The organism is Mycobacterium sp. HM-7 (assembly GCF_053852335.1).
The window spans coordinates 5248908-5268537 of sequence record NZ_CM132657.1 but is presented as its reverse complement, the minus strand read 5'-3'; the positions used below and the strand labels follow the sequence as shown (position 1 = coordinate 5268537).

Sequence of the window (19630 nt, the reverse complement as noted above, 5' to 3'; positions counted from 1 at the left end):
CAGGCAGGTGATGCGGGAGGCAAAACGATGCCGGCAATCGTGCTCATCGGGGCCCAATGGGGTGACGAGGGCAAAGGTAAGGCCACCGATCTACTCGGTGGACGTGTGCAATGGGTGGTCCGCTACCAAGGCGGCAACAACGCCGGGCACACGGTGGTACTGCCCACGGGGGAGAACTTCGCTCTCCACCTCATCCCGTCGGGCATCTTGACGCCAGGGGTCACCAACGTCATCGGCAACGGTGTCGTGGTCGATCCGGGCGTGCTGCTCAGCGAGCTGTCCGGGCTCGAGGACCGCGGTGTGGACACCTCGAAGCTCATGATCTCGGCTGACGCGCACCTGCTCATGCCGTACCACGTGGCGATCGACAAGGTCACCGAGCGGTACGCGGGCAGCAAGAAGATCGGCACCACCGGTCGCGGCATCGGGCCCTGCTACCAGGACAAGATCGCGCGCATCGGCATCCGGGTGGCCGACGTCCTCGACGAGGACCAGCTCGCTGCCAAGGTCGAGGCCGCGCTGGAGTTCAAGAACCAGGTGCTGGTCAAGATCTACAACCGCAAGGCGCTCGAACCGGCCGAGGTCGTCGAGAGCCTGCTGGAGCAGGCCGAGGGCTTCAAGCACCGCATCGCCGACGCCCGGCTCCTCCTCAACCAGGCACTGGAGCGCGGCGAGACGGTCCTGCTGGAAGGCTCGCAGGGCACCCTGCTGGACGTCGACCACGGCACCTACCCGTTCGTGACATCGTCCAACCCGACGGCGGGTGGCGCGGCGGTCGGCTCGGGCATCGGCCCGACCCGCATCACCACGGTGCTGGGCATCCTGAAGGCGTACACGACCCGCGTGGGTTCGGGCCCGTTCCCGACGGAGCTGTTCGACGAGCACGGCGCCTACCTGTCCAAGACGGGCGGCGAGGTCGGCGTGACCACCGGCCGCGCCCGCCGCTGCGGCTGGTTCGACGCCGTCATCGCGCGGTACGCGACCCGCGTCAACGGCATCACGGACTACTTCCTCACCAAGCTCGACGTGCTCTCCAGCCTGGAGACGGTGCCGATCTGCGTCGGCTACACCGTCGACGGCAAGCGCACCGACGAGATGCCGATGACGCAGGCCGACATCGCCCGCGCCGAGCCGATCTACGAGGAACTGCCGGGCTGGTGGGAGGACATCTCCGAGGCCCGCGAGTTCTCGGATCTGCCGGCCAAGGCGCAGGACTACGTGCTGCGGCTGGAGGAGCTCGCCGGAGCGCCCATGTCGTGCATCGGCGTCGGTCCCGGCCGGGACCAGACGATCGTGCGCCGGGACATCCTCGGGTGACCCAAGGGGCGAGCGAAGCGACGGGGAAAACCCAAGGGGCGAGCGAAGCGACGGGGAAAGTCGAAGGCTTCATCGATCAACACGGCGGCTTCCCGCGATTTGAGCCGGCCGATCCCGGACCGGGTTTCGGCCGTTTCCTGGCGGGCATGCGGCGGCTGCAGGATCTGGCGGTCTCGGCCAACCCCGACAGTGACACCTGGGATGACGCCGCCGATCGCGTCGAGGAGCTGGTGAAGCTCCTGGGGCCGTTCGAGGCGCCCGAAGGCGTCGGCCCGGCCATTCGGGTGCCGTCGCTGCCGGGTGCCGGCAGTCTGCTGATGCCGCCGTGGACGGTCACCAAGTTCTCGCCCGAGGGCGTCGAGATGCAGGTCGAGTTCAGCCGCTATCACGTGGGCGGCAACTACGCGGTGCACGGCGGGGTGCTGCCGCTGCTGTTCGACCAGGCCTTCGGCATGCTGATCCACGCCGTCAACCGGCCGATGAGCCGCACGGCGTATCTGCACGTCGACTACCGCAAGGTCACCCCGATCGACACGGTGCTGACCGCCAAGGCGCACGTCACCGAGGTCGACGGCCGTAAGACGTTCGTCGCGGCCGAACTGTTCGACCCCGAGGGCAACCTGCTGGCCGAGGCCAACGGCCTGATGGTCAGCCTGCTACCCGGCCAGCCCTAAGGCTCGGCGCGTAGCGCGGGCCACCAGATGCGCGGGCCGATCAGGGTGAACAGTGCCGGGATGATGACGGTCCGCACCACGAAGGTGTCCAGCAGGATGCCGAGGCCGACGATGATGCCCAGCTGCGTCAGCACGATGAGTGGCAGCACGCCGAGCACGCAGAACACCGCGGCCAGCACGATGCCCGCGCTGGTGATCACCGCGCCGGTTGCCGAGACCGCGCGCACGATGCCCTGCCGGTTGCCGAACTCGGGGGTCTCTTCGCGGGCCCGGGTCACCAGGAAGATCGTGTAGTCGACGCCGAGCGCAACGAGGAACAGGAACGCGAATAGCGGGGTCCCGTTGTCGAGCGCGGGAAACCCGAACAGGTGCACGCTGGCCCAGCCGCCGACGCCGAGCGCGGCCAACGCGCTGAGGACCGTCACGGCAACCAGGATCAGTGGTGCCAGGGCCGAGCGCAGCAGGACGTAGAGGACGGCCAGGACCACCAGCAGGATGGCCGGGATGACGATCTTCCGGTCGTGCTGAGCTGCTTCCGCGGCATCGCGAGCCTGCGCGTCCGGGCCGCCGACCACGGCGTCGGCGTCGAGCTTGTGCACGGCATCCCGAAGCGCATCAATGGTTTTGAACGCATCCGGCGACGCCGGTGCGGCCGCCAGGACCACCGCCCACTGCGTCAGGCCCGACGCCGAGCGCCCGGCCGGCATCGCTGACACGACGCCGGGGGTGCGGGTGATGGCTTCGCCCACCGCGGGGACGGCCGCGATGACGGTGGTCGGGTTGGTCAGGCCGCTGGGGAAGTGCGCGGCCAGGGTGTCGTAGCCGGCGACGGACTCCGCCTGCACCCGGAACTGCTGGGTCTGGGACAGCCCGACGGGCAGATGCACCAGCCCCACGCACAGCGCGGCCAAGCCGGCCAGCGCCACCGTGGCGACGCGGCCCGGCCTGCGGGAGACGCCCGCCGCGACGCGGTGCCAGACGCCGCTTTCGGTGAGCGGCATGGTGCGCGAACCGGTTTCGGGGATGAAGGGCCAGAACAGCCGGCGGCCGAACAACCCGAGCAGCGGCGGCAGGACCAGCAGGACGAACACCGCGGCGACCACCAGGCCGGACGCGGCCTGCACCCCGAGACTGCGGTTGCTCGGCGCCGAGGCGAGCAACAGGGTCAGCAACGCCAGCACGACGGTGGCGTTGCTCGCGATGATCGCCGGCGCTGCCGCGCGCCACGCCGCCCGGAGCGCGTCGCGGTGGTCGCTGCGCCGGGACAATTCCTCCCGGTAGCGGGAGATGAGCAGCAGCGCATAGTTGGTACCCGCGCCGAACACCAGCACGCTGGTGATGCCCGCCGTCGAACCGTCCGGGTTCAGCCCCGTCGCCGCGGCCACGGCGGTGCCGATGACCGCGCCCACCTGATCGGCGAAGCCGATCACCAGCAGGGGGATCAACCAGAGCACGGGGGAGCGGTACGTGACGATCAGCAGCAGCGCCACGACGGTGGCGGTCACCGCCAGCAGTGTGAAATTCGCTCCGGCAAAGGAATTCGCGATGTCGGCGCCGAAGGCCGGGCCGCCCGTCACCTGTGCCCGCAAACCGTCGGGCAGTGACCCCGATACCTGGGAACGCAGGTCGTGCACCGCGTCGCGGAGGTCGAACCCCGACAGATTCGACGCCAGCGGTGCCACCCGCACCGCGGCTTTGCCGTCCTCGGAGATCCGGGCGCCCGCGCCGGCGGCAGCGACGTCGGCCGGGGCGAGGGGGGCGCCGTCGGTGCGGGTCACGACGATGATCGCGGGCGCGGTGTCACCGCCGGGGAACTGCGTGCGCAGTGCATCGGCACGGGCGGATTCGGCGCCGGCCGGGACGGCGACCGGCGACTGCGAGGCCGAATCCCCGGTCCCGAGCAACGCCATCGCCGCGCCGGAGAGCACCAGGACGATCAGGGCCAATGCCCATGCGAGTCGAGGGGACATCCGAAAAATATTTCAGATACTTAATTATTAATCAAATGAAATTTATGGACGCTATGCTCTCCGCGTGCCAAAGCCGCCGAACCGCGCTGACCTGGAGGCGCAGATCTCTGTCGATGTGCGGGCGCTGACCGCCGAGTCGGACCAGATCGGCCGGGCCTTCGCGGTGCAGAATGATCTGGGCGCCAATGACTTTCGGGCGCTGCTGCACATCATGGTGGCCGAGTCCGCGGGGACGCCGTTGACCGCCGGCGAGTTGCGCAAGCTGATGGGCACCTCGGGTGCGGCCATCACCTACCTGGTGGAGCGGATGATCTCTTCCGGGCATCTGCGCCGCGAGGCCGATCCCGCCGACCGGCGCAAGGTCATCCTTCGGAACGACGACAAGGGGCTCGCCACCGGCCGAGAGTTCTTCAGTCCACTGGCCCGGCTCAACACCGAGGCGTTGGCCGACCTGCCCGACGCGGACCTCGAGGCGGCACACCGGGTCTTCGTGGCGCTCACCGGCGCGATGCGGGCGTTCCGGGCCGAGCCCGCACCCGATACGCCGTGATCACACGGCGGACGAAGCCTTGAGAGCGTCGACGTCTGCCCTGAGCGCGGCCAGCGCGTCCACCACCGTCAGGTTCTGACCGGCGGCGTTGTGGCCGAGCTGCGGCCAGCCTTTCAGGTTCGGGCCGCGTAGCTGGGTCTGGATGTCCTGCACGATGGCCAGGATCTGGTTGAGGGTCGCGGTGGTGGGGTCGGGTTGAGTCACGGTGCCTCCCTGCAGCAGCGAGATGAGTTGATCGAGGGTGCCCTGGAAGGCGTTGCAGTCCACCGACAGATTCCCGACCAGCGCGGCATCGGTGAACTGCAGAATCTGCGGCGTGGCGCCGCCATAGGGGAACCAGTAACGCTGATTGTCGTTGCCAGGATAGAGGTTTGATGCGTATCCGGTGCCGTTGACGTAGTTCGACGCGATCAGGCCGGGTACCTGGGACAGGTCCGGGGAACCGATCTGCTGCCAGTACCAGTGCGGGATGTACGACAGCGAGACCGTCACCCCGACGTTGTTGAAAGCGTTGACCACGGCCCAGAAGTTGTTGATATCACCGGAATTCGCCTCGAAGTCCAGCATCGCGTACTGGCCGCCGTTGTTGCTGAGCCAGGTCTGCGCCTGCGCCGCCGGGCTGTTTGTGGTGACGTAGTGATAGCCGATGTGTGGAAAGTGGTTGTCCCGGCACCATTGTGCGATCACAGGCCAGTATGGGTCCCGGTAATAGCTGCCTTCGGATACCTTCTGCTCGATCCAGGAAAAGCCCTGGCCGGGCAGCTGGGAGACGAAGGCGATGGCGTCGCTCGCCGAGCGGAAGTTGTTGTTCGACGTATCCGGTCCGTACAGGGTCACAGTACCGTCTCCGGATTCACGGGCGTCCAACTCGTCGTGCTCGCCAAAGCCTTTGTGTCTGTGCTGGATCCGTCGTGCAATTGCACCGTCCACTGCAACCGGCCGTCGGCATCATGGGTCGCCGTGGCGATCGCGCCGGCCTGCTCGCACATTTCGCCGAGGGCTTCGGGTTTGCCCGCCGCGTTCATAGCGAATCCTCGCCTTCTACCGTAGAGGTCTTGTCCCACTTCGATTCTCGTTTTCGAGGGGCACTTTCCACGATAGCGCGATCTCCGCTGCCGGGTCCGGTCAGGCGTTCTCCAGTTCGGCGATGACGATCTTCTTCTGTCCCATCATCGTCTGGATCTGCTCGGGCCGGCCCAGCAGTTGGTCCATCTTGGCCGGGATGACCTGCCAGCTGATCCCGAATCGGTCCTTGCACCAACCGCATTGCTCGGATTCGGGCACGTGCGAGAGCTTGGACCAGTAGTGGTCGATCTCGTCCTGGTCGGCGCATTCGACGACGAACGAGATCGATTCGTTGAAGGTGAACAGCGGGCCGCCGTCCAGGCACACGAAATCGACACCGTTCAAACTGAACCGGCCGCTGAGCACCTTGCCTGCCATGCCCTTGAAATGTTCATCGAGCGCTTCGTCCGGGTACTCCTCGATCGAGATGATCCGGGAGTTCGGAAACACCTCGACGTAGTAGTTCATGGCTTCACGGGCCTGGTCGTTGAACCAGAGGCTGGGCTGGATGGCGTTCGGCATGTCGTTCCCCTTGTCTGTCAGTTGTTTTCGATATCAGGCGAGCAGGGCGTCGATCTGCCCCAGCGCGCCGGTCATGCCTTCGATCATGCCCATCGCGGTCACCTTTTCGAGCTGATCGAGATCGGTGAACCGGGCGAGGATCGTCATGCGGGTGCCGTTGGCGACGGCGTCGAACGAGACCTCGAGGCGCATGGTGGGCATCTCGGGATCAGGCTCGCCGTCGGGCTGTGAGAAGCCGTCTTCGATGAGCAGCCGGTTCGGCGCGTCGACTTCGAGCGTCGTCCACCAGCCCGGCGCCTTCTCGCCCTCGGGGCCGGTCATGTGGTACCGCGACTGCCCGCTCGGGGTGAGGTCATGCCGGGTGAAGGTGGCAGGCCAGGTCGGCGGACCCCACCAGCGCTCCAGCTGGCGCGGGTCTTCCCACACCTGCCAGACCCGTGCCGGCGGTGCGGCGAACTCGGCCACGAAGGTCATGGTGAGGGCTTGCGGGTCGGCGGCGCTGCTGATCACCGTCATCGGTGGTCCTTTCGTCGTGTGCTGCTTGGGGTTTCGTGTGGTGGATATCCGTCTTCGGCGAGGATCGCCTCGATGGTCGCGGCGCGGTCGTGCCAGAGCGCCGCGTACCGCTCCAGGAGCACGCCCGCGCGGTGCAGGGTTTCGGGCACCGCACGGACGAGTTGTTCCCGGCCGCGGCGCTCTTTATGCACCAGCGCGGCGCCGGCCAGAACCGCGACGTGCTTCTGCACCGCGGCGAAGCTCATGTCGTAGCCGCGGGCAAGTGCGCTCACCGACTGATCGCTGCGCATCGTGCGGGCGACGATGTCGCGGCGCGTGGCATCGGCCAATGCGTGGAAGATCCGGTCGATCTCCGCATCGGTGAAGGCATCGGGAAAAGTATCTACAACCATTTGGTTGTAGATTAGGTGGTGTTGCGAGACGGGTCAAGAGTCTCTCGCCGAGAAGGACCAAATGGCGGCTGAGCGGTGCTTGTCAGCGACCATTTGGTCCTTCTCGAGCTAGGGCAACCCTGACCATCCCCGCTCGAGCAGTGCCGTGCGGGCGTCTTCGACAATTTCGCGCCCGGAATCTTCCTTGATGACATGGATGACGTGCCATTTCAGCCTCAGCAGTTCACGGTTGGCCCAGATGTCCATCGAGTACTGGCGTCGATCAGTCAGGTGCTGGGCGCCGTCGTACTCGGCACCGACCTTGAATTCCTCCCAGCACATGTCGATCCGGCGGACGTAGTGCGCGAACTCGTTCCGCACCACGTACTGAGTTGTGGGCCTGGGCAATCCGGCGTCGATGAACAACAACCGCAGCCGGCTTTCGCGTGGCGATTCGGCGCCGCCATCGACCAGAGGCAACGCATTCCGTAGGCGAACCAACCCCCGCGCCCCGGGGTGCCGCTTCGCGAGCAAGTGGACGTCTTCGTGCCCGAACGGCGCAGCGTTCATCAACGCATCGAGCCGCGCGACGGCGGAGTCCCGCGGTAGGTGGCGAGCCAGGTCGAATGCCGTGCGCGCACGCGAAGTGACCCGTACGCCGCCGATGGTGACCACTTCGTCGTCGGCCAAGGAGTCGTGCCGGACGACGAGTCCACGCTGACCTTTGCACAGCCCGACGACATCGATGGACACATCGTCATCCACCCACTTCGCGCCGTGTACTGCAGATGCAGCGACCCCGCCTATGACGCCGAGCGGCACCGCGAGGGCGGCTCCACGAATCCGGTCGCGCAACTTGACTTGATGACGTCGAGGCACGTAGATGCCATGAAAGATCGGTCGGTAGCGGTGGCGCAGTTGAGCTCGGGTCAACACGCCGGCAGCGATCGCATCGCCCCCGACGAATGGAATCGGCATGTCCTCTAAGACGTGTGGGCGGGCTGATCGGCTCCATCGTCGATCGAAAGGGACCAAATGGCGGCTGTGGAGTACCTGCCAGCAGCCATTTGGTCCTTCTCGGCGCGGGACCCGCCAACCAACTACTCCCGGTTCAGCGCGGCCTCTTCCAGATCCAGCCCGTGCAGCACCGACCGCAGCACCTCGTCGTCGATGTTTCCGGCATCGCGTTCGGCGATGTACGTCTCGCGCTCGGCCGCCAGCATCTCCAGCCGGAGACGCCGCATGGCCGACGCCGGGCTTTCACCGATGTCGTCGTCACTACGGCCGAGTCGTTCCCACACCGCATTGCGGCGCCGGTCGTTCCAGCTCTGCAGCACCTCGCCGACGTGCTGTTGCGCGCTGGAATCGCTATGGCGAGCCAGCAATTCGTCGAGTCGGTCGGCGGCCGCCTGTGCCGCGCGACTCGAGGCCGCGGCCTGCTCGAGGGCGTCCTGATGGGCCTCGGCTTCACTGCGCACGTCCAGCGTGCGGATGAGCCACGGCAGCGTCAGACCGTGCAACAGCAGCGTTCCGATCACCACGACGAATGTCAGGAACACCAGCTGCGGCCGCCCCGGGAAGGGCGCGCCGCCCAGTGTCACGAGAGGCACACCGAACGCCGCGGCCAGCGACACGACGCCGCGCATTCCGGCCCACGCCACGATGAACACCTGTGACGGCGTCGGTCTGGGCTCGCGGTCCCGGATGCCCCGGAACAGGACCCGCGGCGTGTAGGCCATCACGTACACCCAGACGATGCGGACCCCGATCACCGTGGCCAGCACTGCGGCCGACGCCACGGCCAGGGTGACCGCGCGGATGCCGGTCAGCTCGTCGATGACCGTCGGCAGCTGCAGCCCGATCATCAGGAACGCGAAGGACTCCAGCACCAGCTGGATCGACTTCCACACCGCGTCGTCCTGCAGTCGGGTGGCGTAGGACGCCCGGGTGGCGCGCTGTCCGAGCAGCAGCGCGGCGACCACCACCGCGATCACCCCGGAGCCGTGCACCTCTTCGGCCAGCCAGTAGATGAAATACGGTGCGACGAGCCCGATGGCGCTCTCCACCAGCGGATCGTCCAGCCAGGTCCGGATGAACTCGATGAGCCACCCGATCAATCCGCCGATCACCACACCGCCCGCGGCGGCGAGCGCGAAGGTGCCCAGCGCGCCCTGCCACGTCGCCGCGGCGCCGATGGCAGCGGCCAGCGCGACCTTGTATGCCGTCAGCGCCGTGGCGTCGTTGAGCAGGCTCTCGCCGCCGAGCAGCGTCATGATCTGGCGCGGCAGTCCGAGCCGGCGACCGATGGCCGCCGCGGACACCGCGTCGGGCGGCGCGACGATCGCGCCCAGCGTCAGCGCCGCGGCGACCGTCAGCTCCGGCACGGTGTGAAACGCGACGAAGCCGACGACCAGCGTGGTGGCCAGCGGCAGCCCGACCGCGAGCAGCGCGATGGGGCGGACGTTCTTGCGCAGAGCCAGGTAGCTGCTCTCGAGTCCGGCCGACCACAGCAGCGGCGGCAGCACGACGAACATGACCAACTGCGGCTGCAACTCGATGGCAGGCACGCCGGGAATCAGCCCGACGGCCAGTCCGGCGACGACGAGTCCCAGGGGCGCGGAGACGTCGTATCGGCGGGCCAGCGCGGCCAACAACACCGAGGCCACCAGCACTGCCAGCAGTGGGGCACCCACGTCCTCAAACCTCCTCGGTCAGCCAGCCCTATCCTTGTTCAACATGCTGGGGAAATGGATGCAGTCACGGGCAACGCGTCCGCGTGAAGAAAATTCCCCGACCAGTTGCACGCACCTCACCGACGCGCTCGGTCAGGCCGAACCGGAGCCGCAGACGCCCGGGCGCTGTGGTGACTGTGCGGCACTTGGGGAGGATACGTGGGCGCACCTTCGGATGTGTCTGACCTGCGGACAGGTCAGCTGTTGCGATTCCAGTCCGCACCAACACGCCAATGAGCACTACCGTCGCACCGGTCATCCCGTGATGCGCTCGGTCGAGCCGGGGGAGAGCTGGCGATGGTGCTACGTCGACATCCGACTGGGTTGACGTGGCGAAGCGACGGGGGAGAGTGGTGACTTGGTAGACCGGACAACGGTTCTGGTTCTCGGTACCGGTGAGCTGAGCAGCGAACTGGTGCTGTCTTTCCAGCGGCTGGGCACGCGGGCGACCGCGGTGCCCGTGCCCACCGGAGCGGCGGCATTGCGGACCCTGATCGACCGCCTCACCCCACAACTGGTGGTGGTTCAGTCGCCGGCCTCGGATCTCGATGCCGACGTCGTCGAGGCCTTGGCCGGGCTCGACGAGGTCGCGGTGTTCCCGACGCCGACTGCCTTGCGGCTCGCCTCCGACCGCGAGGCGCTGCGCACCTTGGCGGCCCACGAGCTGGGGCTGCCGACGGCGCCGTTCTGGTTCGCCGGATCGGTCGATGAGCTCACCGCGGTGGCCGAGCATGCCGGGCTGCCGCTGGCCATCACGCCGCTCACGCCTTCGGTGACAGGCACGGGCGCCGGCTACTCGGTGCTGTCACGTCCCGAGGATGTCGACGTCGCCTGGCACCGCGCGGTCGCCGCGGGCAGTGATCGCGTGATGGCCGAGACGCCCGTCGACGTGGCCGCGGAGTTCACCATGCTGACGGTGCGGACCCAGGGGCCGGCGGGTCCGGTGGTCCAGTTCTGCGAGCCGATCGGTCATCGCCACGAGACCGGCGGCCCGCTGGAGTTGTGGCAGCCGCAGTTGTTATCGGAACCGGCGTTGGACGCGGCCCGCTCGATCGCCGCCCGGATCGTCAACAAGCTCGGGGGCACCGGTTTGTTCACGGTCGACCTGCTGCTCGGCACCGACCCGGAGTCCGGGGCCGAGGAGGTGTACTACGCGACGGTCCATCCGATGCTGACCGGCGCCGGTTTCGTGACGACGCGCTCGCAGCGGCTGTCGCAGTTCGATCTGCACGCGCGGGCGATCCTCGGCCTGCCCGTCGACACCATCATGATCTCGCCGGCGGCCGGTGAGGTCAGCCGCCCGTCGTCGGACAAGGCAGCGCTCGCGCGCGCCCTGCCCGACGCGCTGGCGATCGCCGAGAGCGACGTGCGGCTCTCGGGCGAGGTCTGCGTGGCATTGGCGACGGCGCCGGACGTGGTGCGGGCGCGTGACCGCGCGCATCAGGTGGGTGCGGTGCTGGGCCAGGCCGCGGCGATCAGCCAGACAGGGAAGTGACCATGACCGAAGAATCGCAGCCGCGCCAGACGCTGGGCCCGTTCGTGGCCGCGCTGGCGGTGATTGTCGTCCTCGTGGTCATAATCGCCGTCCTGAATGCGATCGGGGTTTTCGGCCGGAACGATCCGACACCGGAGCAGCTGGTACGCACCGCGGTCGTCGGCCAGAACGACGGGCTGCAGCGCAAGGACTACGCGCGCTTTTCGACGTACACCTGTAAGGCGCAGGCCGGTACCGAGGCGGATGTGCTTGCCAAGCAAGAGGATTCGGCGGCCAAGAACGGGCAGCGCTACGTCGACGAGGTGCGGGACATCAAGTTCGACGGCCAGCAGGCCACCGCCGTGCTGATGTATCACTTCGACAAGACGCCGGATCAGAAGCCCACGGCGCCGGTGGTGCTGGTGAACGAGGACGGCGCATGGAAGGTGTGCTCGCCGGTCCCGGGCTAGTTTGTGACAGACTCGCATCCGTGAGCTACGCGGGAGATATCACGCCGCAGCAGGCCTGGGACCTGCTCAGTGAGAACCCCGAGGCGGTGCTTGTCGACTGCCGGACCGACGCCGAATGGCGCTGGGTGGGCGTGCCCGACATCTCGAGCCTCGGACGTGACGTTGTGTACATCGAGTGGGTGTCGGGCGACGGCAGGCGCAACGCCGGTTTCGTCGACGACCTACTGGCCGCGGGCGTGACGCCCGGCGAGCGGCCGGTGGTGTTCCTCTGCCGCTCGGGCAACCGGTCGATCGGCGCCGCCGAGGCAGCGACCGCGGCGGGCATCGCCCCGTCGTACAACGTGCTCGACGGCTTCGAGGGTCACCTGGACGAGCAGGGACATCGCGGTGGCAGCGGTTGGCGCGCCATCGGGCTGCCGTGGGTGCAGTCGTGAGGGGCCTGAACGCGGAAGGTGTCCCCTCGGTCCGGGTTCCCGCACCGCTGCCGGACGGCGTGAGCCAGGCGACCATCGGTGTGCGCGGCGGGCTGCTGCGGTCCGAGTTCGAGGAGACCGCCGAGGCGATGTTCCTGACCTCGGGATACGTCTACGAGTCGGCGGCTGCCGCGGAGCAGGCGTTCACGGGCGAGATCGACCGCTACGTGTACTCGCGCTACGGCAACCCGACCATCCAGATGTTCGAGGAACGGCTGCGGCTCATCGAAGGTGCGCCGGCCGCTTTCGCGACGGCGACCGGAATGGCGGCGGTGTTCACCGCACTCGGTGCACTGCTCGCGGCCGGTGACCGATTGGTCGCGGCGCGCAGCCTGTTCGGTTCGTGCTTCGTGGTCTGTAACGAGATTCTGCCGCGCTGGGGCGTCGAGACCGTCTTCGTCGACGGTGACGACCTGTCGCAGTGGGAGGAGGCACTGTCGGTGCCTACCACTGCCGTGTTCTTCGAGACGCCGTCCAACCCGATGCAGTCGCTGGTGGACATCGCCGCGGTGTCGGAGCTGGCACACGCCGCCGGCGCAAAGGTGGTGCTCGACAACGTGTTCGCGACGCCGCTGCTGCAGCAGGGGCTGGAGCTGGGCGCCGACGTCGTCGTGTACTCGGGCACCAAGCACATCGACGGCCAGGGCCGGGTGCTCGGCGGCGCGATCCTCGGCGACAAGGAGTTCATCTCCGGACCGGTGCAGCAGCTGATGCGCCACACGGGCCCGGCGATGAGCGCGTTCAACGCCTGGACGATGCTGAAAGGCCTTGAGACCCTGGCCATCCGGGTCGACTACTCGAACCGCTCGGCGCAGCGGGTGGCCGAGTTCCTGGAAGGGGCGAAGGGCGTGAACTGGGTGAAATACCCGTTCCTGCAGTCACATCCGCAGCACGATCTGGCCAAGCGGCAGATGCGCGGCGGTGGCACCGTCGTCACCTTCGAACTCGATGGTGGGAAGGACCGGGCGTTCGAGGTGCTCGACAAGCTGCAGGTCATCGACATCTCCAACAACCTCGGCGATTCCAAGACGCTGATCACCCATCCGGCCACCACCACGCACCGTGCGATGGGACCGGAGGGCCGGGCCGCGATCGGTCTGGGCGACGGTGTGGTGCGGATTTCCGTCGGGCTCGAGGGCACGGAAGACCTCATCTCTGATCTCGACCAGGCGCTGAGCTAGGGGGCTGGAGATGTCGAAGCAGACCGCGGCCAAGAAGGCCCGCCGCAAGAAGCGGCAGACGACCCGCAACGCCAACTGGTTGCCCGACGAGGTGCATGCCGAAGTCGAGGCCGTCGGGCGGCTCGCGGGCGAAATCCTGCCGCGCGGGTGGGTATTCGATTCCGACTACTCGAACGACGAGTACCTGATCTGGTACTACCCGCCGTCGGGTTTCGAGTCCACCGAGGACGATCCGCGCGAATTGGTGACCAGAATCTGGGTTTCCGATCCGGACCAGCCGCAGCTCATTCTTGTCGGCACCGAAGAGGACGGCCAGATCTACAGCTTCACCGTCGAACAACTGCTGGCGAACCTCGACGTCATCGAGGCCTACCGCGTCGGGGAGCCGGCTCCGCAGTTCAGCTGACGGGCGCGACCTGGTAATGCGCGATGTGCCAGCCGGTGTCGCCTTGTGTGACAACGACACTCAGGTTCAGGCTGAGCACGGCGCCGTCGGGCCGGGTGAAGTCGGCCCGGGTGTAGGCCAGCACGACGCCGCCGGCGAGTTCCCGGATTTCGTTGATGCGGTAGTCGACCGTCAGGCCGACGGGCTGGGAATCGTAGTAGTCGAAGACGCCCTGGCGGCCGACGGTGTAGGGCCGAAGTCCTTGGAATATCGCGTCTTCGGTGAATACCGCGGCGACCTGGTCCGGCCGGTGGGCGGCGATGCCCGCCTGCCACCGGTCCAGGACCTCGCGCACGATGTCAGTGGCCCGCACTCTGACCACCGTCCACATGCAGGATTTCGCCGGTGACGAACGCGGCGTTCTCCAGGTACAGCACTGCGTCGACGACGTCGGAGATGTCGCCCATGTGACCGACCGGGTGCAGCGCCGACAGGAACTCGTGGGTCTCCGGCGTGTGCATCGGGGTGCGGATGGTGCCCAGCGCAACCGCGTTGGCCCGGATTCCGCGGCTGCCGTATTCGACGGCAAGCGCCTTCGTCGCCGCGTTCAGGCCGCCCTTGGTCAGCGACGCCAGCGCCGAGGGCACCTGCGAGTTGGCGTGATCCACCAAGCTGGTCGAGATCGTGACGACGTGCCCGCCGTCGCCCTGAGCCTCCATGGTCTTGAGGGCGGCGCGGGTCAGTTCGAAGAATCCGCGGGAGTTCACGCCGGTGATGGCGTCGTAGTCCGCGTCGGTGTATTCGGTGAACGGCTTGGCGATGAAGATGCCGGCGTTGTTGACGACGGTGTCGACGCGCCCGAACCGGTCGACCGCGGCACCGACGAGTTGCTGGCCCACACCCGGCTGGGCGATGTCGCCGGCGACGGCCAGGACCATGGGATCGTCGCTCTCGGCGATGGTGCGGGAGTTGGCGACGACGGCGTAGCCCAGCTTGCGGTAGCCGGCCACCAGCGCTTCGCCGATGCCCTGCGATGCGCCGGTGACGATCGCGACGCGGGTTGTTGTGCTCATCGGGGTGGCTCCTTTCGGTGGATGTTGCTGCCCTTCACAACCTCCGCTGGGCCGTGTCGATGCCGCTGCCGCGGGACTTGTTCGCTTCTTGCTGGGAGGCTGTGCCTACTACGCTGTCGGCATGGAGCTGCGGCAACTTCGGTACTTCGTCGCGGTTGCCGACGAGCTGAATTTCGGGCGTGCCGCCGAACGGCTGCGGATCGCCGGGCCGTCGTTGTCCCAGCAGATCAAGGCGCTCGAGCGGGACCTCAAGGTGGAACTGTTCGATCGTGACCGCCGGTCGGTGCGCCTGACAGCAGCGGGTGCGTCGCTGTTGCCGCACGCCCGGTCCCTGGTGGCCGAGGCCGACGAATTCCGCAGGCGGGCAATCGGTTTGTCGAACTCGGAGCCGATCCGCATCGGCTACGTCAACTGGTGCCCGACCGACCTCGCCGAGCGGGCGGCCGGCGTCGCGCAATTGCGCGTCGACACCTGGGTGATGCCGTCGCACGCGCAGGCGGCGCGGGTCGCCGAGGGCATTCTCGATCTGGCCATCTGCTGGGTGCAGACCGACGATCTGGCCGAGCTGTCGCTGGAAGCACGGTTGATGGGGGTGGACCGGCTTTTCGCGTTGTGCGTCGGTGCCGACGACTCTCCCGTGACCGCCAAAGACACACTGGTGCTCGTGGATTCGGACACGGCGAGCTGGGAGTCGTGGAACCGCTACGGCGAGCAGTTCGCCGCGGACACCGGCGCGCGGGTGATGCGCACCGACGACGGCGGTGTGACGGGTCCGACGTTCTTCGAGCACGTCCGCCAGCTGGGCCGGCCGGTGCTCAACAACCCCAGAGGCCAGACGGCTGCCCTGCCGCGAGACCTGGTGCGCCGTCCGGTGATTCAACCGTCGCCGTTGTGGACGTGGTCACTTGTGTGGCGGCGGGGCGAAGACAACCCTGCCGTTCACGCCGTCGTCGACGCGCTCACGCGGGACGCCGCCACCCTGGGTATCGATGCCGCGGCGTGGCTGCCGTCCACTGACCCACATCAGCAGCGCGGCCAGGGCCGACAGTAGGACGACAACGGCGCCGGCGAGCAGGGCCTGCTGAAACCCGTTGTGCAGCAGAGGTGCGACCGCGACGGGTCCGACGATCTGGCCGACGGAGTAGCCCGTCGTCAGCAGGGCGACAGCGCCGGGGAACTGTAATGCCCGACCGGCGGCCAGGGCCAGGGTGCTGATGCCGATGAAGGTGCCGCCGAACAAGACCGCGCCGAGAAGGGCTGTTGCCTGGCTTCCCAGGCCCGCCCCGGCTATCCCGGCGGCCTGCAGCAACAGTGCGGCGACCAGCAGTGCCGAGTACGAGAAGCGGCCGGTGAACTTGGCCCACAGTGCGGCCGACGGCGCCGCGGCCAGGCCGACCAACAGCCACACGGCGCTGCCGAGCCCACCCGATGACTGCTGAGCAACGGCAGCGACGAGGAACGTGCCCGCGATGATGTAGCCGACGCCTTCGAGGGTGTAGCTCGCCATCAGCGTGATGAGCGGACCCCGCGAATTCGTCTGCCCGGCAGCGGGTTCTGCTGATTCGCCGGGGACTCCCGGCTGCATGAACCACGCGAACGCGCTGAGCAGCGCAGCCAATGCCGTTGCCGCCCACCAGGCGCCCTGCCAGTCTCCGGTGGCCGGCAGAGCCGCGGACAAGGCGATGCCGATCCCGACGCCACTGAATGCCCAGCCGGCGTGGTGGGCCGGATGGCCGTGATCCATGAGGGTGTTGACGGCGATCACGAAGACCAGTGCGCTGGCGATCCCGGCAATGAGCCGCAGGATGCCCCATTCGATGACGTTGGTGCGCAGCGCCATTGCCGCGAGCGTCACGACGAGCGTCACCAGGGACACCCGGCACGCGGTCACGGAGCGCGCGAGCCGAGCTGAGGCGGCGGCGGCCACCGCGCCGATCAGATAGCCGACGTAGTTGGCGGTCGCCAGTTGCCCTGCGGCTTGCGCCGTGAGACCGCTGTGGGCCGTCATCAACGGAAGGATCGGCGTATAGGCGAACCGGCCGATGCCCATCGCCGCGGCCAGGGCTGCCGCGGCGCGGGCTATCGAGAGCCAGGCGGAGTTGGGCATGCCCCATGGTGCGTGTCCGGGCCGTCGCCGGCCACGACCTATCTCCTTGCAGCTGAAAGGAATTACCTCGCAGCGCGGCTCGTTCAGTCCTTCTCGATGACGCCCTGAGCGGCCCGGGCCCGATCCTCGTAGCTCTTACGCTTGGCGGCGTCGAATTCCAGGAAGACCTTGTCCAGCCCGAGCGCCTTGTTCATCCCGCGGCGGCCCTTCGGGGGCAGCAACTGGGCGAGCTGTGCGGTGAAGCGCAGCGGCGCCGGCACCGACACGTGCGTCTTGGGCTTGTCGAGGGTTTTGACGATGGCCGCGGCGATGTCCTCGGGTTCGACCGGTTTGATGGCCCCGCTGGACTTGGTGCCCGAGATCAGTTCGGTGTTGGTGAACGGGGGCATGATCACCGAGACATTGACGCCGTGCGGAGCCATCTCGTCGGCCAGTGCCGTCGACAGTCCGACGACGGCGTACTTCGCGCCGACGTACACCACCTGGCCAGGCAGCGGGATGAGACCCGACAGCGAGGCGATGTTGATGACGTGACCGCTGCGGCGGTTGACCATCTCGGGCAGCGCGAGCTGGCAGCCGGTCAGCACGCCGTACACGTTGACTTCGAGGGACGACCGGATCGACTGTTCTGTCTCGTTCAGGAAAGGGCCCACCGGCATGACGCCGGCATTGTTGATCAGCACGTCGAGGTGACCGGCACCGTCACTGCGGGCCTTGTCCAGAAACACTTCGAAGGACTCGCGGTCGGTGACGTCCAGCGGGTACCCGGTGACCTGGCCCAACTTGATCAGGTCGGTGACGGCGGATTCGAGCACTGCGACGTCGCGGTCACCGATGACGACCCGCGCGCCACGGGCGAGAAGGGCCTTGGCGGTGGCGTAGCCGATGCCCCGGGCGGCCCCGGTGATTGCGATTGTCTTGCCGCGGATGTTGTCCATGGCGGCAAACTTTACACGTGTCAAGTTTTGAATTGAAGCCCTGATTTGGTCATCTCGGCGGGCTAGTGTCTTGGCATGACGCGCGCGCTGCGGACTCAGGTATGTGTAGCCGGTGGCGGACCCGCGGGTCTCGTCCACGCACTGCTGCTGGCCCGAGCCGGCATCGACGTCGTCGTGCTGGAGAAGCACAACGACTTTCTGCGCGACTTCCGCGGCGACACCGTCCACCCCACGACGTTGCGGATCATGCACGAGTTGGGGTTCGTCGACGAGTTCCTGAAACTGCCCCACACCAAGATCGACCGGGTCTGCATGGACGCCGACGGCACCATCCGGACCTTCGGTAACTTCAGCGCCCTCCGGCTGCTGGGTTTCCCGGAGCCCTACATCGCGCTCATGCCGCAGTGGGATTTCCTGGACTTCCTTGCGGAAAAGGCCTCCGCCTACCCGGAATTCACCTTGATCCGCAATGCCGAGGTGACCGACCTGATCACCGAGGACGGCCGGGTTGTCGGAGTGCGCACGCCCGACTTGGAAGTGCGCGCCGACCTCGTGGTGGGAGCCGACGGTCGCAAGTCGGCGGTGCGTGCGGCGGCGGCCCTGCCGATGGCCAGTGCACACAGTCCCATGGACGTGCTGTGGTTCCGGCTGGGCTGGCGCCCCGGCGATCCGCGGGAACTCTTCGGCATCATCCGCAAGGGTCTGCTGATGGCGATGATCTATCGCGGCGACTACTGGCAGGTCGCGTATCTCATGCCGAAGGGTGCCAATCCGCAGGGCGGATCGCTCGACGACTTCAAGGCCCGGCTGGTGTCGGTGCGGCCGCAGCTTCGTGAACACGTCGAGGACCTGCGTTCCTGGGATGACACCAGCCACCTCGACGTGCGCGTGGACCGGCTCGAGACCTGGTGGCGCCCCGGGCTGCTGTGCATCGGGGACGCGGCGCACGCGATGTCGCCGGCGGGCGGCGTCGGCATCAACCTGGCGGTCGCCGACGCGGTCGCCGCTGCCAATATCCTGTGCGGCCCCTTGCGCAACGGCCTGCTCGCTGATGCCGACCTGGCCAAGGTGCAGCGCCGCCGCGAATTGCCGACCCGCATCATCCAGGCCGGGCAGGTGCTGGCCCAGGACCGGGTGATCGAGCCCAACCTGGCCGGTGACCTGTCGCCGATCGAGGTGCCGTCATTCGTGGGAAAGGGTCCGCTGCAATACATTCCGCCGCTACTCGTCGGTCGCGGTTTCCGTCCCGAGCATGTGCGGACACCAGACGTGCATGGCCGGTGATGGACTCGATCCGTGACTGAATCCGCACTGGCGTTCGTGGCCGTCACTCAGGACGACCCACTGGCCGGCTCGTTGCTGACCGAGCTCGCAGTCGGGTACGCCACGCGCTACGACGGCACTCCGGCGGCCGTCGGTGCCTGGCTGCGGGACTATCCGGCCGCGGAGTTCGAGCCCCCGGTCGGGGCCATGGTGATCGGGCTGCGCGACGGTGTGCCGGTCACCGGCGGCGCATTTCGTCGCTTCGATGCGGAAACCGCTGAACTGAAACGGATTTGGACCGATTCCGCGGCGCGACGGCGGGGATATGCGCGGGCGTTGCTGGCCGAGCTGGAGGTGCGCATTGTTGACGCCGGCTATCGGCGCATCTACCTCACCACCGGACACCGGCAACCCGAGGCCGAGGCGCTGTACCTCGCAGCCGGGTATCAGCGAATGGCGGAGCCGCTGCCCGCCGAGGGTGAGGTTTATCCGGTGGCGTTCGTCAAGGACATTGCGCAATCTGGGCTGTCCGAGCCGTCCGCTGGATAA

23 protein-coding genes and 1 pseudogene are annotated in these 19630 nt (G+C 67.6%); 12 read left to right on the top strand and 12 right to left on the bottom strand.

Features of this window, described 5'->3' with window-relative positions; genetic code table 11:
• The first annotated feature begins 27 nt into the window (after positions 1 to 27).
• The gene (locus ACWW1C_RS25450) at positions 28 to 1317 is read left to right on the top strand and encodes an adenylosuccinate synthase (RefSeq protein ID WP_455980843.1); all 1290 of its coding nucleotides are present in this window, start codon (positions 28 to 30) and stop codon (positions 1315 to 1317) included.
• Between the two features lie 71 nt (positions 1318 to 1388).
• Positions 1389 to 1991, top strand: a complete 603-nt coding sequence (locus ACWW1C_RS25445; RefSeq protein ID WP_455984436.1) for a PaaI family thioesterase — start codon at positions 1389 to 1391, stop codon at positions 1989 to 1991.
• On the opposite strand, the gene ACWW1C_RS25440 is transcribed toward ACWW1C_RS25445, so the two are convergent.
• The gene (locus ACWW1C_RS25440; protein ID WP_455980842.1) at positions 1988 to 3961 is read right to left on the bottom strand and encodes an MMPL family transporter; all 1974 of its coding nucleotides are present in this window, start codon (positions 3959 to 3961) and stop codon (positions 1988 to 1990) included. The two genes, ACWW1C_RS25445 and ACWW1C_RS25440, sit on opposite strands and share 4 nt — an antisense overlap.
• Positions 3962 to 4025: 64 nt before the next feature.
• Here ACWW1C_RS25440 and ACWW1C_RS25435 point away from each other — a divergent pair, with 64 nt between their 5' ends.
• Entirely contained in the window at positions 4026 to 4511 is a 486-nt protein-coding gene (locus ACWW1C_RS25435; RefSeq protein WP_455980841.1) for a MarR family winged helix-turn-helix transcriptional regulator, read from the top strand.
• Here ACWW1C_RS25435 and ACWW1C_RS25430 read toward each other — a convergent pair whose 3' ends face one another.
• The 7 genes from ACWW1C_RS25430 to ACWW1C_RS25400 form a co-directional block, all read right to left on the bottom strand.
• Positions 4512 to 5348, bottom strand: coding sequence for a GH25 family lysozyme (locus ACWW1C_RS25430; RefSeq protein WP_455980840.1), 837 nt, complete (start codon positions 5346 to 5348; stop codon positions 4512 to 4514).
• Positions 5345 to 5536: a hypothetical protein gene (locus ACWW1C_RS25425; RefSeq protein WP_455980839.1), complete on the bottom strand. Its 192-nt coding sequence runs from the start codon at positions 5534 to 5536 to the stop codon at positions 5345 to 5347. The genes ACWW1C_RS25430 and ACWW1C_RS25425 overlap by 4 nt, the downstream gene beginning before the upstream one ends.
• A gap of 100 nt (positions 5537 to 5636) precedes the next feature.
• Positions 5637 to 6098 carry a VOC family protein gene (locus ACWW1C_RS25420; protein ID WP_455980838.1) on the bottom strand — a complete coding sequence of 154 codons (462 nt, stop codon included), beginning with the start codon at positions 6096 to 6098 and terminating at the stop codon, positions 5637 to 5639.
• Between the two features lie 33 nt (positions 6099 to 6131).
• Positions 6132 to 6614: an SRPBCC family protein gene (locus ACWW1C_RS25415; RefSeq protein ID WP_455980837.1), complete on the bottom strand. Its 483-nt coding sequence runs from the start codon at positions 6612 to 6614 to the stop codon at positions 6132 to 6134.
• Positions 6611 to 7006, bottom strand: coding sequence for an ArsR/SmtB family transcription factor (locus ACWW1C_RS25410; protein WP_455980836.1), 396 nt, complete (start codon positions 7004 to 7006; stop codon positions 6611 to 6613). The genes ACWW1C_RS25415 and ACWW1C_RS25410 overlap by 4 nt, the downstream gene beginning before the upstream one ends.
• Before the next feature lie 108 nt (positions 7007 to 7114).
• Positions 7115 to 7963: a hypothetical protein gene (locus ACWW1C_RS25405; RefSeq protein WP_455980835.1), complete on the bottom strand. Its 849-nt coding sequence runs from the start codon at positions 7961 to 7963 to the stop codon at positions 7115 to 7117.
• Positions 7964 to 8085: 122 nt separating this feature from the next.
• Positions 8086 to 9678, bottom strand: a complete 1593-nt coding sequence (locus ACWW1C_RS25400) for a Na+/H+ antiporter (RefSeq protein ID WP_455980834.1) — start codon at positions 9676 to 9678, stop codon at positions 8086 to 8088.
• 58 nt (positions 9679 to 9736) lie between these two features.
• On the opposite strand from ACWW1C_RS25400, the gene ACWW1C_RS25395 reads away from it, so the two are divergent.
• The 6 genes from ACWW1C_RS25395 to ACWW1C_RS25370 are packed head-to-tail and all read left to right on the top strand — an operon-like array spanning position 9737 to position 13721.
• Positions 9737 to 10045 (top strand): UBP-type zinc finger domain-containing protein, encoded by a 309-nt coding sequence (locus ACWW1C_RS25395; RefSeq protein WP_455984435.1) that lies wholly within the window; start codon positions 9737 to 9739, stop codon positions 10043 to 10045.
• Positions 10046 to 10075: 30 nt separating this feature from the next.
• A complete protein-coding gene (locus ACWW1C_RS25390; protein WP_455980833.1) occupies positions 10076 to 11212 on the top strand; it encodes an ATP-grasp domain-containing protein in 1137 nt (378 codons plus the stop codon).
• A 2-nt stretch (positions 11213 to 11214) separates the two neighbouring features.
• Entirely contained in the window at positions 11215 to 11661 is a 447-nt protein-coding gene (locus tag ACWW1C_RS25385) for an Rv0361 family membrane protein (protein ID WP_455980832.1), read from the top strand.
• A gap of 20 nt (positions 11662 to 11681) precedes the next feature.
• Entirely contained in the window at positions 11682 to 12095 is a 414-nt protein-coding gene (locus ACWW1C_RS25380; protein ID WP_455980831.1) for a rhodanese-like domain-containing protein, read from the top strand.
• Positions 12096 to 12100: 5 nt separating this feature from the next.
• The gene (locus ACWW1C_RS25375) at positions 12101 to 13315 is read left to right on the top strand and encodes an O-succinylhomoserine sulfhydrylase (protein ID WP_455984434.1); all 1215 of its coding nucleotides are present in this window, start codon (positions 12101 to 12103) and stop codon (positions 13313 to 13315) included.
• Positions 13316 to 13325: 10 nt separating this feature from the next.
• Positions 13326 to 13721, top strand: a complete 396-nt coding sequence (locus ACWW1C_RS25370; RefSeq protein WP_455980830.1) for a hypothetical protein — start codon at positions 13326 to 13328, stop codon at positions 13719 to 13721.
• On the opposite strand, the gene ACWW1C_RS25365 is transcribed toward ACWW1C_RS25370, so the two are convergent.
• Complete coding sequence (locus ACWW1C_RS25365; RefSeq protein WP_455980829.1) at positions 13714 to 14073, bottom strand: SgcJ/EcaC family oxidoreductase; 360 nt, start codon at positions 14071 to 14073, stop codon at positions 13714 to 13716. The genes ACWW1C_RS25370 and ACWW1C_RS25365 overlap by 8 nt on opposite strands.
• A complete protein-coding gene (locus tag ACWW1C_RS25360) occupies positions 14060 to 14773 on the bottom strand; it encodes an SDR family NAD(P)-dependent oxidoreductase (protein WP_455980828.1) in 714 nt (237 codons plus the stop codon). The genes ACWW1C_RS25365 and ACWW1C_RS25360 overlap by 14 nt, the downstream gene beginning before the upstream one ends.
• 121 nt (positions 14774 to 14894) lie before the next feature.
• Between ACWW1C_RS25360 and ACWW1C_RS25355 the strand changes: the two genes are divergently transcribed.
• Complete coding sequence (locus ACWW1C_RS25355; RefSeq protein WP_455980827.1) at positions 14895 to 15824, top strand: LysR family transcriptional regulator; 930 nt, start codon at positions 14895 to 14897, stop codon at positions 15822 to 15824.
• A gap of 39 nt (positions 15825 to 15863) precedes the next feature.
• On the opposite strand, the pseudogene ACWW1C_RS25350 reads toward ACWW1C_RS25355, so the two are convergent.
• Together ACWW1C_RS25350 and ACWW1C_RS25345 are read right to left on the bottom strand one after the other, a co-directional pair.
• Positions 15864 to 16781, bottom strand: a pseudogene (locus ACWW1C_RS25350) (YbfB/YjiJ family MFS transporter); the annotation flags it as partial.
• Positions 16782 to 16963: 182 nt separating this feature from the next.
• Positions 16964 to 17818, bottom strand: a complete 855-nt coding sequence (locus tag ACWW1C_RS25345; RefSeq protein ID WP_455980826.1) for an SDR family oxidoreductase — start codon at positions 17816 to 17818, stop codon at positions 16964 to 16966.
• A 75-nt stretch (positions 17819 to 17893) separates the two neighbouring features.
• Between ACWW1C_RS25345 and ACWW1C_RS25340 the strand changes: the two genes are divergently transcribed.
• Both ACWW1C_RS25340 and ACWW1C_RS25335 read left to right on the top strand, forming a co-directional pair.
• Positions 17894 to 19102 (top strand): FAD-dependent oxidoreductase, encoded by a 1209-nt coding sequence (locus ACWW1C_RS25340; RefSeq protein ID WP_455980825.1) that lies wholly within the window; start codon positions 17894 to 17896, stop codon positions 19100 to 19102.
• A 12-nt stretch (positions 19103 to 19114) separates the two neighbouring features.
• A complete protein-coding gene (locus ACWW1C_RS25335; RefSeq protein WP_455980824.1) occupies positions 19115 to 19630 on the top strand; it encodes a GNAT family N-acetyltransferase in 516 nt (171 codons plus the stop codon).